Source organism: Vreelandella neptunia, assembly GCF_034479615.1.
Lineage (GTDB): Bacteria > Pseudomonadota > Gammaproteobacteria > Pseudomonadales > Halomonadaceae > Vreelandella > Vreelandella neptunia.
In genome coordinates, this window is sequence record NZ_CP140255.1 from 1,281,579 (window position 1) to 1,293,804 (window position 12,226).

The window sequence follows — 12,226 nt, forward strand, 5'->3', positions numbered from 1 at the left end:
CGTAAGTAGCTTGTTCAACGTAAGTACTCATGCACCACCGCGCGCACCACGCCCCAAAGCTGGCAGTCGCTGCTTTCAAGGGGCAGCGGCGGGTAGTTTGGGTGGCTCGAACAGAGGTGCGGTGTGCCCCGGTAAAGCGCGTAGCGTTTAACCAACGCCTCGCCCTCCAGCATAGCGACCAAAATATGCCCCAGGCGCGGCTCAATACTGCGGTCAACAATCAGCAGGTCGCCTTCAAAAATCCCCCAGCCCTCCATGCTGTCGCCGGTGGCGGTGACATAAAACGTTGCGGTGGGATTTTTAACCAGGCGTGTATTGAGATCCAGCGTGCATGGCTCGTAATCCTGAGCAGGCGAAGGAAAGCCGCTAAAACCAGCGCGGCCCATAAAGGTTAAATAAGGCAACGGCTGAGAGCTTAACGGCAAGGCTGGCGTAAAGTGAGCTGACTGGCCCGGCATCGTCGGCATCCTGATTCTTGGTGTATTGTATAAATATACAGTATTTTGCAGGGCGAAGGAAAATGCAAGGGTCGCGAGCTAAGGCTATCTCCCACAAGGGGCGCTATCAGGCTGGCAGTTTATTGTAGGAGGCCGCTTCAGCGGGCGAACAGGGTATTCGGCCGGAAGCTTGAAGGGTCGCGAGCTAAAGCTATCTCCCACAAGGGGCGCTATCAGGCCGGCAGTTTATTGTGGGAGGCCGCTTCAGCGGGCGAATAGGGGTGTTTGGCTGGAAGCTTGAAGGGTCGCGAGCTAAAGCTGCTTCCCACAAAGGGGGTTATCAGGCTGGAAGCTCGGATGGCTGCGAGTTAGAGCTATCTCCCAGTGATTAGGTTACTGGACTTTAGGCAGCATGGCTTTTTAGCAAAGGCCAAGCACCTTGCTTTGATGCATCCAAAATAACAATTTCAGCAATTGAGCCGTCTTCTGCATAGCTGATATGCGTATGCCAATCTTGAGAAACCTCTTTCGTGATCGGCTTCTCGGATAAATGGAGTACCAAAATATCATCGGCCTCATCATAGGTCGTTCTCATGACATTTCCTCCCATTCAAAATGGTGCATCACTGTTTTTACAATTAGCTGATTTTCTAATACTACTGCAGCACAGACAAGATTGTCGGTGCGCTGAGCGAACGCTTAGCGATCCATAGCCTGGCTTGATCTTTATAGCGGGTTTCACCCGTTTCTAGCAGCTCACATAGCTGTGCTTCATCAATTTCCCTTTGCTGCATACGTTCCCGCGCGTGGCGTGTAACGTGCACATTGCGCTTAAAACGATTGGAATACATTACAACCGCGCCCTGGGCTAGATGTCATGGATACACTTTTTTGTACATCAATAGTTTTATTGAAGAAGCAAAGCATTTAACAGATGAGAATAGCATATAGCCACAGAGCTGAATGTATGTTGTGGGAGGCCGCTTCAGCGGGCGAACGAGGGGCTGGAAGCTTGAAGGGTCGCGAGCTAAAGCTGCCTCCTACAAGGGGGCTATCAGGCTGGAAGCATGTTGTGGGAGGCCGCTTTAGCGGGCGAACGGGGGAGCAAGAAGCTTGAAGGGCCGCGAGCTAAAGCTGCCTCCTACAAGGGGGCTATCAGGCTGGAAGCATGTTGTGGGAGGCCGCTTTAGCGGGCGAACGGGGGAGCAAGAAGCTTGGAGGGTCGCGAGCTAAAGCTGCCTCCTGCAAGGGGGCTATCAGGCTGGAAGCATATTGTGGGAGGCCGCTTTAGCGGGCGAACGGGGGAGCAAGAAGCTTGAAGGGTCGCGAGCTAAAGCTGCCTCCTACAAGGGGGCTATTAGGCTGGGAGCATATTGTGGGAGGCCGCTTTAGCGGGCGAACTGGGGGGCTGGAAGTTTAAGTGTTCGCGAACTAAAGCTGATTCTTATAGAGCATTGAGAAGGTTGAAAGCTTTAGTTTTAGCGAGTTAAAGTTAGGTTTTAAGGTTGCTGCCGAGCATGATCATCGTTTGGGGCTTTAAGAAAATGCAGAATAGCCGTGCGCTGAGGCGTGGTAGGTATTCCATAGAGGGTGGTCACTACTTGATCACCGTTGCTACCCGAAAACGCTATCCTTACTTTCTCTCGTTTGAGCATGCCTGTTCTGCTTCCAAAAGTTTCTATCAACCCCGTGTCACACTGGTTGCAAACACGCTTTCCTATGTTGTAATGCCTGACCATATACATTGGCTATTGCAGCTTAATGGCGAGCTCTCGGAAGCTGTACGTCGTTATAAAAGCTATGTCTCCTTAGGCGTTGGAGAGCGTATTTGGCAGGATGGCTTTCATGATCGAATGATTCGTAAAGAGGAAGATATAAAAGCTGTTGCCCGCTACATAGTTGGTAACCCTTTAAGAGCAGGACTTGTCGCCAATATTAACCACTACAGCTTTTGGAATGCAGCTTGGCTTTAGATTCCATTTGAACTGGAAGCTCGGATGGTCGCGAGCTAAAGCTCCCTCCCACAAGGGACGCTATCAGGCTGGCAGTTTATTGTGGGAGGGCGCTTCAGCGCGCGAAGGGTGCCACAGGCACCCCTCAGTCGGATGAGACTGGCAGCCAGAACAGTCGCGAGCTAAAGCTCCCTCCCACAAGGGACGCTATCAGGCTGGCAGTTTATTGTGGGAGGGCGCTTCAGCGCGCGAAGGGTGCCACAGGCACCCCTCAGTCGGATGAGACTGGCAGCCAGAACAGTCGCGAGCTAAAGCTCCCTCCCACAAGGGGCGCTATCAGGCTGGCAGTTTATTGTAGGAGGGCGCTTTAGCGGGCGAAGGGTGCCACTGGCACCTCTTAGTCGAATGGGGTTGGCAGCCAGAACAGTCGCGAGCTAAAGCTCCCTCCCACAAGGGACGCTATCAGGCTGGCAGTTTATTGTAGGAGGCCGCTTTAGCGGGCGAAGGGTGCCACTGGCACCTCTTAGTCGAATGGGGTTGGCAGCCAGAACAGTCGCGAGCTAAAGCTCCCTCCCACAGCTGCCTTCCTTATATGCAGTGACCAAATTGGAAATAGGAATGATATGCTTAAGGCATCTTAAAAGGAGGTTACGGCATGCACGTCTTCGCTAAATCCTGGCGCTTAACCACTGGGCTTTCGGCTCTGTTGCTCTCAGGCACGGTAAGTGCCTCGTCCGAGCAGCTTGAAGCGGATCTCCGCCAACGCATGGCAGGCGAAAACGATAGACTCACCTTTAGCCGTATTTACGAAGACGAAGCGACGCAGCGCTATATCGCTGAAGAAGTGGCGATCACACATACCAATGGTGATGTGATTACCATCGAGCGCTACAGCGTCGAAGGAGACTATGAGCGCCCCGACCAAGTGGTGATGGATGGCATCGCGGTCAGGGAGGCAGCACAATCAGCGCCACTTCTCAGCATCGCGACACTAGTGCTCCCCGAACCATCCCGGGCAGTATTCTCCACCGAAGACGTGGATCAGGCAGTGGAGAATGTCGCTTTCAAGGCCATAACCGCTCGCGATATCACGCTCCGGCTAGATGGGGGTGTAACCGAGAGTGTTTTGGACGACATGAACACGACTTACCCGGAAGGCCAAATCCACATCAGTGGGTTTACCCTGGAAGGGTTGAGTCGCAACGCCCTGCAGCTTCTAGAAATAGAGGACGTCAGCGCCGAACTCACAGACCTGGAGAGTGGCATCACCTCTGAACTCGCGCTGGCGAATCTCCGTATTGAACAGCTGGTCGGGTTAGACCGCACCGGTGAAGAAAGCGTTGAGCACGCCGAGCTGAACGGCTTTAGTCTGATCGGCGACAACTGGCAGGCTGTGCTTGAACGACTCTGGGTAAACGGCAGTAGCTATAGCGGCGACGCAGGCTTTGAGGGAGCTTATTTCGATGTCGCCGAACTGATTCACCTTGTGCCCCCTGAAGACCGCCAAGCATTTCAGAGCCTGAGTAATGTCCTTACCGGGGGCACCGGGCAACTGAGAGCCGATGGATATAGCCACTCCCGCTGGGAAGAAGCAGGCAAGGAGAACCGGCTGATATCCGAAGGTGCCTTGACCTTGGCTGGCGCCGCCGGGCTGGAATTCACCATGAACCTTCCCATCACACTGCCTGCTGACACCACTATCGAGCAGGCCACACGCAACCCCGCGCTTTTGGAGTCGGCAACCCTGAATGGCGGTGACCTCGTTGTTGCTTACTCCGATGAGGGCATGCTGCCGCGCTTAGCGACCGAACTAGCCGCCCAGCAGGGGGTTAACGAAGAGCGGGTGATCTCCCAAACCCTGGCTCAGGCTCAGCAGCTTGGTCAGCTATTCGGCCCGCAGGTCACCAAACTGATGACGGCAATGGTCGATATCATGGCCGGTTATTCCCAGCAGCTCACTGTTAATGTAGGGCTACCCAACCCCTTTACCCTTAATCAGCTCATAATGAACCCGATGGGGAGCGCAGAGCAGCTAAGGTTTACCTTTGAGTTAGAGTAGCCCCGTAAGGCGCTTGATTGTCCATTCGGTCAGCATTTTATGCCCCAGGCAACATGAAGCACGTTCATGTACGACCTGACGCGGATGCGATGAAAGTCGCGTCAGGCTGCGTTATGATAGCGCCCTCGCTTCTCCCATGATGACCCTTTCTCGTTACGAGGTTCCCGCCGATGTTCAGCCGCGATATGACAATTGCCGGATTCGATGATGTGCTGTTTGATGCCATGCAGAAAGAAGTGGAGCGCCAAGAGGCCCACATCGAACTGATCGCTTCCGAAAACTACGCCAGCCCCCGCGTACTCGAAGCTCAGGGCAGCCAGCTGACCAATAAATACGCTGAGGGCTACCCCGGTAAGCGCTACTACGGCGGCTGTGAGTTCGTCGATATCGCTGAAAACCTGGCCATTGATTACGCCAAAGAGCTGTTCGGCGCCACCTACGTAAACGTTCAACCCCACTCCGGCTCGCAAGCCAACAGCGCGGTGTTCCAAGCGCTGGTTAAGCCAGGCGACACCATTTTAGGCATGAGCCTGGATGCAGGCGGCCACCTGACCCACGGTGCCAAGCCTAATTTTTCCGGCAAGCACTACAACGCCATTCAGTACGGTCTGGATGAGCAGGGGTTAATTGATTACGCTCAAGTGGCCCAGCTTGCTCGCGAGCACAAACCCAAAATGATCATCGCCGGTTTCTCAGCCTATTCACAAATTGTCGATTGGGCCAAGTTCCGTGAAATCGCCGACGAAGTAGGTGCTTACTTACTGGTTGATATGGCCCACGTCTCTGGTCTGGTAGCGGCGGGCGTTTACCCCAGCCCCTTACCCCATGCCCATGTGGTCACCTCCACTACCCACAAAACCCTACGCGGCCCCCGCAGTGGCGTGATTCTCTCAGCGGAAAACGACGCTGATATCGAGAAGAAGCTGCAGTCAGCGGTTTTCCCCGGCGGTCAGGGCGGCCCCTTGATGCACGTAATCGCGGCGAAAGCGATCTGCTTCAAAGAAGCGATGGAGCCCGAGTTCAAAACCTACCAGCAGCAGGTAGTCAAGAACGCCCAGGCAATGGCCAAGGTGTTTATCGATCGCGGTTACGACATCGTCTCCGGCGGCACCGAAGACCACCTCTTCCTGCTTTCGCTGATCAAACAGGGCGTAACCGGCAAAGACGCCGACGCTGCTTTGGGTCGTGCCCACATCACCGTCAACAAGAACGCTGTGCCTAACGACCCGCAAAGCCCGTTTGTCACCTCTGGCCTGCGTATTGGCACCCCGGCAGTGACCACGCGCGGTTTCAGTGAACAAGAGTGTAGTACGTTGGCAGGCTGGATCTGCGACATTCTGGACGTACTGGCCAAGGGCGAAGACACCAGCGCCATCGAAGCCCAGGTGCTGGATAAAGTGGCCGAGGTTTGTGCACGGCTTCCGGTTTATAAATAAGCAGCTGTAATCAGTCTTACTGGCGAATGATAGCCTCACAGAACGGGTGGCCCATTAGGGTCGCCCGTTCTTTGTTAGGCTAAAATTAAAAGTTGCTCCAGTCCGTGAAAAAAAACTCCAGCTCGCGACTATCGCCTATCCTAACGCGGCAGAGTAAGCCTAGCTGGCCTTCTTGTTGCTCGCGTACCGATGACACGCCAGTAATGAAGATACTAATCCTGACACTAAAACGAGCGCCCCTACCCCCTGCGGCAGCGTTTCTGTTAACATGCTGCGATTAATTTTCTGCGCTTGACGCCTCTTCGATTCAACGGTGAACCCTCCATGGCAAAGCAACAGGAAGCAACGGATTTGCAGCGTGCATTAAAAACCTGCAAAAGTTCGTTCTTATCGGTGGGCTTTTTCAGTATGTTTGTCAACTTGCTGATGCTTGTACCACCCATGTACATGCTGCAAGTATACGACCGCGTGCTCTCTACCCAGAGTGTCGACACCTTGTTAATGCTCACCCTAGTGGTCGTGTTTCTCTTTATGATCATGGGCGGCCTGGAACTAGTGCGTTCGCGCATGCTGGTGCGTGTCGGTAACAAACTCGACACCACGATTAACGAACGGCTTTACAGCGCCATGTTCCGCCGCAGCTTAGTGGCCCAAGGCAGCCAAAGCGCGCAACCGTTGAGTGATTTAACCAGCCTGCGCCAGTTCCTAACCGGCAATGGCCTGTTTGCCTTTTTTGATGCACCCTGGGTACCCGTTTACCTCGGCGTCCTGTTTCTGTTTCACCCCTGGCTGGGGGTATTCGCGACCTGTGCAGGCATTATTCTGCTAGCGCTGGCCGTCGCCAACGAAAAAGCCACCAAAAAGCTGCTTGCCGAAGCCAATAGTGAGCATATTCAGGCGCAAAACCTGGCCAACTCCAATTTACGTAACGCCGAAGTGCTGCATGCCATGGGCATGCTGCCGGGCATTATGGGGCGTTGGTCGAAACGTCATCACGAATTCCTATCGAAGCAGTCTCAGGCAAGTGACCGGGCTGGCGCTTTAACCAATACCTCCAAGGTACTGCGTCTGCTGTTCCAATCGCTGATTCTTGGCCTTGGCGCGTTGCTTGTGCTGCGCGGCGAAATGACTCCCGGGATGATGATTGCCGGTTCCATTCTGATGGGACGGGCGCTCGCGCCTATCGACCAAATGATTGGCGGCTGGAAAGGCTTTGTCAGTGCCCGCGGTGCATACGAGCGTCTCAATGACCTGCTCACGCAAATACCCAGTGAAGAGCGCAAAATGTCGCTGCCAGCGCCTCAGGGTGTGGTCGCGTTAGAAGGTGTGGCAGCCGCACCGCCTGGGTCGCGCATGGCAACCATTCGCGGTATCAACTTTAGCGTGCCCAAAGGCGAACACGTCGGCATTATTGGCCCCAGCGCAGCGGGTAAATCAACCCTGGCGCGGGTGCTGCTGGGTATCTGGCCCTCGCAGGTCGGTGATGTGCGCCTGGATGGCGGGGTGATTACTCAATATAACCGCGATGAAATCGGTCCTTATATTGGCTATTTGCCCCAAGATATCGAACTGTTTGACGGCACTATCAGTGAAAATATTGCCCGCTTTGGCACTATCGACCCGCAAAAAGTGGTCGACGCCGCCAAGAAAGCAGGCGTGCACGAAATGATTCTGGAGCTGCCCAACGGTTACGACACGGTGATCTCTGCCAGCAGCGGGGCGCTTTCCGGTGGCCAGCGTCAGCGTGTGGGGCTGGCCCGGGCGTTGTACGGCAACCCTGTATTGGTCGTGCTGGATGAACCCAACGCCAACCTGGACGACGCCGGTGAACGCGCGCTGGCGATGTCTATCGCCCAGTTGAAAGCCGAAGGTGCCACGCTATTCGTCATCAGCCATCGCACCAGCGTACTGAAAAATATGGATAAGCTGCTGGTGATGAAAGAAGGGCAGGTCAGCATGTTTGGGCCACGCGACCAAGTGTTGGCGCAGTTTGCCAAAAAGCCCCGCGAGCAAGTTAGTCAGCAAAGCGCTACCCGCCTCTCAGCCATCCCCGGTGGCCGTGGTAATGAGGAGAAGTCATGAGCGACGAAAAACGCAACCTGCCCACGTCAGAGATCGACGTCACCCCCAAAGAGCCGGTGACCATCGACGGTGAAGCGAGTGAAAAGCTGCCCACCAGTGACAAAGGTTACCGCAAGCTCGGCTTTGCCATCCTCTTTATAGCCCTGGGCGGTTTTATTCTCTGGTCGGTGACCGCCTCCCTGGCCATTGCCGTTGTAGCACCGGGTAGCGTCTCAATTGAGTCCTTCAAACGTACCGTACAGCACCTGGAAGGCGGTATTGTCGAGCAGCTGTTAGTGGAAGATGGCGACAAAGTAGAGGCCGGTGACACCCTGGTGGTGTTAAGTGACACCCAGGCCAGCTCCCAGCTGGCCATTGCCCGTTCGCGCTACCTGATTAACCGCGCCATGGAAGCCCGCCTGCTTGCCGAGCAGGCCGGCGCAGAAATGATGGAAATCCCCGAAGATATTCAAGACACCGATGATCCTCGCGTTCAGCAAGTGATTGCAGTGCAGCAAAGCCTCTTCGCCGCCCGTCGCCAGTCGCTGAAAAGCACCCTGGAAGCGCTGGATGAGCAGAGCGTGCAGATGCGCGAACAAATCGAAGGGCTGGAAGAGCGCATCCGCGTCAACGTTAACCGCATCAGCTCGCTACGCTCCGAGGCCGAAGACTTCCGCTCGCTCTATCGTGAAGGGTTGGGAGATAACCAGCGTCTGCGCGAGCTAGAGCGGCAAGTGCTGCAGTACGAAGGCGATAATGCCGAATTTCGTGCCAACATCGCCCAACTGCGTTCGCAAATCAGCGAAAACAGCATGGAGCGTGAAATTCAACAGCAGGAGTTCCAAAAAGAGGTCGGTGAACAGCTGCGCGACGCCCAGGCGCAAATAGCCGAAGCGGAAGAGCAGATTATCTCGCTCCGTGATCAGGTGGAGCGTTCAGTGGTCACCGCCCCGGTATCCGGCACCGTCGTAGGGCGTCAAGTGCACACCGTAGGGGCGGTGATACGCCCAGGCGACAAAATTATGGATATCGTACCCTCCAACGAAGGTTTCGTCGTAGAAGCGCGTATTCCCACCCGCGATATCGACAATATTCATATTGGCCAGTTTGCAGAAATACGTTTTAGCGCCTTCAATCAACGTTTAACCGATGTTATTGATGGTGAAGTAATTTACGTCAGTGCGGATAGCTTTGAAGATGAAGCCACGGGTTCGCAGTACTACCGTGCCCGGGTACGTGTCACCGAAGAAGGGTACACACAAATGAATGACCGCATGGAGCTACTCTCCGGTATGCCCGCAGAAGTCATGCTTCGCACCGGTGAACGCACCTTTGCCAGCTACATCGCCAAGCCCATCACCGATATGCTGGCTCGCGCCCTACGGGAGGATTAATGCCGAAAATACCCAGCCAACAACGATTCGTTCGGGTAATGGGCGCCTGGTCACGCACGGTACCGCTGGCCCTGACGGTTAGCCTAATCGCTTCACCGCTCTACGCACAGCAGGATATGCCAGCAGGGGGCGCCGCCATGGAAGAGCTGGCTGCCCTGGAGCAGGCCAGCCGCTCTCCCGCAGCGCTACCCTCGCTACCGGCGCTTTTTGGCCGTGCGCTGGAGCATGACGCAGACCTCTCCCGCCAGCGCTATGAGCTAGAAGCCACCCGGGAAGAGATCCCCATGGCGCGTTCACAGCTACTGCCCCAGGTAAGCGCCACCGGTGGCTACCTCTGGCAGGACTCCACCAATATACAAACATCACCGGACGATTTTGGCCTCGACCAACCCGCCCAGCGGCCCGGTGAAATTGAAGAGAACTACTGGCAGGTGCAGCTACAGCAACCACTTTTTAGTCTAGAGCGCTGGCGCGGCATGGATGTAGCCGACGCCCAGGTAAACGCCGCCGAACTCCAGCTGGCCGTGGTAGAGCGTGACCTTGCACTGCAAGTCAGCGAAGCCTACGTACAGGCCTATTTGGCCTCTCAGCGCCTTGGTTTATTAGAGTCTCAGCAAGAATCACTGGAATTACAGGTTCGTCAGGCGCAGCGCGCCTACGACCTCGGTGTAGGTGACCGCATCAACCTGCTGGAAGCGCAGTCACGACTAGACCAGGCGATTTCAGACGCCGTACAGGCAGAAAATGAGCTTGATAACGCCCTGAGCATCCTGGAACGCCTAACCGGCACGCTGCCCGAATTTCGCGGTCTAGCCATCGGCGAACTGTCCGAGGTCTCTCTCAACAGCGAATGGGGTGCCCAGGACGACTGGCTAGCCCGCACCGGGCAAAACCTGGATGTGCTGTTAGCGCGCCAGGAGCAGCGTATCTCAGAAGCCGACGCCAGCACCCGCCGGGCGGGCTACTACCCAGAGGTAAACCTCAACCTCAGCTACTCCGACCGCACAAGCGACGACGTACTGCGCGAAAGTGAAGACTACCGCGCCGGTGTCGAGATGAGCGTGCCGATTTATCGCGGCGGTTACACCACTGCCAATGTACGCCAAGGCGAAAAACGCATTAATGCCAGTCAGGCAGCGTTTGATAACCAGCGCAATTTGGCCGGGCAGGAAGTCCGCCAGCGGCTACGTTCTTTAAATGGCCATGTGCGCCGTATTGAAGCGCTCAAACAAGCCATCGCCTCCAGCCAGCTATTTTTAGAAGCCGCCGAGCGAGGCGAACAGCTGGGTCTGCGTGATTTGGTAGACGTACTCGACGCCCGCGCCAGTCTCTACGACCAGCGCATACAGTATGTGGATACCATTGGTGAGTACGCCCTGGACAGTTTAGCGCTTCAGTCAGCCGTAGGGGAGCTGGGCAGTGATGACTTGGGTAATGTGATGACACTGCTGCTATCGTTAACTGATCTAACCGCTACCACGTCAGGATAAACCTACTCCAATGGCAGCGCTGAAAGGCACTCAAAGCAACGACTGGCTAAGGCGAGCCATGCGTTGCTTTGACGCCGCAATCGCCGTGGCGGTCTCTTGGTTGATACTGTTGAGCATGTCTCACATTAACTACCAGGAAGACGACTACTTCTTTTTAATGCTCATTGGCGGCCTGCTGCTACCCGCCATTGGTGAGCTGCTGGGGCTGTATCAGCCATGGCGCGGGCGCAGCCTGTTCAGCATGCTGGGTGTGTATGGCCTTAGCTGGCTAGCGACCATTGTGCTGCTTAGCTTACTGCTCGTGGCAACCCATAATACCCAAAACTTCTCGCGACTCTGGATGGGGGTTTCCTCGTTAGCCGTGCTTACCACCGGCAGCCTGATGCGTGCCGCCCTCTATATCTACCTAAGAAACCTCCGCGCCCAGGGTAAAAACCGCAAACGTATCGTTATTATCGGCCGTCAGGCCAATCTCGAAAGGCTGGCAAACCACCTCAACGCCATGGTGTACGCAGGCTATCAGCTCCAGAGCGCCTACACGGATGATGACTCCGACCACTTCCATAAACAGCTCCACACCCTGGCGGAAGAGAGCGCCTTTGATAGAGCGTTTGATGAAATTTGGCTCACCTACCCACTCAGCGACGGAGACAAAGTACGCCTGGTATCCGCCAATTTGATTAACATTCCCGTCAGCGTGCGCTACTTCCCCGACTTGTCCGACATTCGCCTGCTCAACCACCGCATGGCGCAAGTCGTCGGTCTCTACTCGTTAGAGCTTAACTACAGCCCCTTAGACAGCGGCCCGCTAAGGTTTATTAAAAACCTGGAAGACCGTCTACTGGGCGGGCTGCTGTTTATTGTTTTCCTGCCGGTGATGCTACTGATTGCCGCATTGGTAAAGTGGAAAATGGGTGGGCCAGTGCTCTTCAAACAGCACCGCCACGGTATTGACGGCAAATGTTTCCGCATCTACAAATTTAGAAGCATGAGCGTCCATAAGGCAACGAACACCCAGCAAGCCTGCCAAAACGACCCGCGCATCACCCCCCTGGGCGCCTTTTTACGCCGCACAAGCCTGGATGAGCTACCCCAGCTTTATAACGTACTGCAGGGAAGAATGTCGCTGGTCGGGCCGCGCCCTCACGCCCTGGATCACAACAAGTATTACCAAGGCGTTATCCAAAACTATATGCAGCGGCACCGGGTCAAACCCGGCATGACAGGCTGGGCGCAGATAAACGGCTATCGCGGCAACACCGACACCTTAGAGCAGATGCAGAAACGGGTAGAGTACGACCTCTACTACATTGATAACTGGTCGCTGGGGTTTGACTTAAAGATTCTGGCGATGACGATTTCCCGCGGGTTTATCAACTACCAGCCCTAAAGCAACG

10 protein-coding genes are annotated in these 12,226 nt (G+C 55.3%); 7 read left to right on the plus strand and 3 right to left on the minus strand.

Annotated elements, in window-relative coordinates:
- Positions 1-14: 14 nt before the first annotated feature.
- From SR894_RS05885 to SR894_RS05895, 3 genes are all read right to left on the minus strand, one after another.
- On the minus strand, positions 15-458 hold the full coding sequence (locus SR894_RS05885) for a LexA family protein (RefSeq protein WP_133733739.1): 444 nt from the start codon (positions 456-458) through the stop codon (positions 15-17).
- A gap of 382 nt (positions 459-840) precedes the next feature.
- The gene (locus SR894_RS05890; RefSeq protein WP_101145183.1) at positions 841-1,032 is read right to left on the minus strand and encodes a DUF2283 domain-containing protein; all 192 of its coding nucleotides are present in this window, start codon (positions 1,030-1,032) and stop codon (positions 841-843) included.
- A 61-nt stretch (positions 1,033-1,093) separates the two neighbouring features.
- Positions 1,094-1,288, minus strand: a complete 195-nt coding sequence (locus tag SR894_RS05895; RefSeq protein ID WP_208862752.1) for a DUF4258 domain-containing protein — start codon at positions 1,286-1,288, stop codon at positions 1,094-1,096.
- Positions 1,289-1,954: 666 nt separating this feature from the next.
- Between SR894_RS05895 and SR894_RS05900 the strand changes: the two genes are divergently transcribed.
- The 7 genes from SR894_RS05900 (at position 1,955) to SR894_RS05930 (ending at position 12,219) form a co-directional block, all read left to right on the plus strand.
- On the plus strand, positions 1,955-2,410 hold the full coding sequence (locus SR894_RS05900) for an REP-associated tyrosine transposase (RefSeq protein WP_246638292.1): 456 nt from the start codon (positions 1,955-1,957) through the stop codon (positions 2,408-2,410).
- A gap of 634 nt (positions 2,411-3,044) precedes the next feature.
- Entirely contained in the window at positions 3,045-4,448 is a 1,404-nt protein-coding gene (locus tag SR894_RS05905) for a hypothetical protein (RefSeq protein ID WP_223289060.1), read from the plus strand.
- A gap of 170 nt (positions 4,449-4,618) precedes the next feature.
- Positions 4,619-5,884 (plus strand): serine hydroxymethyltransferase, encoded by a 1,266-nt coding sequence (glyA, locus tag SR894_RS05910; RefSeq protein ID WP_223289059.1) that lies wholly within the window; start codon positions 4,619-4,621, stop codon positions 5,882-5,884.
- Between the two features lie 324 nt (positions 5,885-6,208).
- Positions 6,209-7,966 (plus strand): type I secretion system permease/ATPase, encoded by a 1,758-nt coding sequence (locus SR894_RS05915; RefSeq protein WP_223289058.1) that lies wholly within the window; start codon positions 6,209-6,211, stop codon positions 7,964-7,966.
- Positions 7,963-9,339: an HlyD family type I secretion periplasmic adaptor subunit gene (locus tag SR894_RS05920; RefSeq protein ID WP_223289057.1), complete on the plus strand. Its 1,377-nt coding sequence runs from the start codon at positions 7,963-7,965 to the stop codon at positions 9,337-9,339. Before SR894_RS05915 ends, SR894_RS05920 begins: the two co-directional genes overlap by 4 nt.
- A complete protein-coding gene (locus SR894_RS05925; RefSeq protein ID WP_246638291.1) occupies positions 9,339-10,829 on the plus strand; it encodes a TolC family outer membrane protein in 1,491 nt (496 codons plus the stop codon). Before SR894_RS05920 ends, SR894_RS05925 begins: the two co-directional genes overlap by 1 nt.
- Before the next feature lie 10 nt (positions 10,830-10,839).
- On the plus strand, positions 10,840-12,219 hold the full coding sequence (locus tag SR894_RS05930; protein ID WP_246638290.1) for an undecaprenyl-phosphate glucose phosphotransferase: 1,380 nt from the start codon (positions 10,840-10,842) through the stop codon (positions 12,217-12,219).
- Positions 12,220-12,226 lie beyond the last annotated feature (7 nt).

Coding starts and splice junctions, on each gene's coding strand:
- SR894_RS05885 (WP_133733739.1), bottom strand. CDS start 458: ATGCCGGGCCAGTCAGCTCACTTTACGCCAGCCTTGCCGTTAAGCTCT.
- SR894_RS05890 (WP_101145183.1), bottom strand. CDS start 1,032: ATGAGAACGACCTATGATGAGGCCGATGATATTTTGGTACTCCATTTA.
- SR894_RS05895 (WP_208862752.1), bottom strand. CDS start 1,288: ATGTATTCCAATCGTTTTAAGCGCAATGTGCACGTTACACGCCACGCG.
- SR894_RS05900 (WP_246638292.1), top strand. CDS start 1,955: ATGATCATCGTTTGGGGCTTTAAGAAAATGCAGAATAGCCGTGCGCTG.
- SR894_RS05905 (WP_223289060.1), top strand. CDS start 3,045: ATGCACGTCTTCGCTAAATCCTGGCGCTTAACCACTGGGCTTTCGGCT.
- glyA (WP_223289059.1), top strand. CDS start 4,619: ATGTTCAGCCGCGATATGACAATTGCCGGATTCGATGATGTGCTGTTT.
- SR894_RS05915 (WP_223289058.1), top strand. CDS start 6,209: ATGGCAAAGCAACAGGAAGCAACGGATTTGCAGCGTGCATTAAAAACC.
- SR894_RS05920 (WP_223289057.1), top strand. CDS start 7,963: ATGAGCGACGAAAAACGCAACCTGCCCACGTCAGAGATCGACGTCACC.
- SR894_RS05925 (WP_246638291.1), top strand. CDS start 9,339: ATGCCGAAAATACCCAGCCAACAACGATTCGTTCGGGTAATGGGCGCC.
- SR894_RS05930 (WP_246638290.1), top strand. CDS start 10,840: ATGGCAGCGCTGAAAGGCACTCAAAGCAACGACTGGCTAAGGCGAGCC.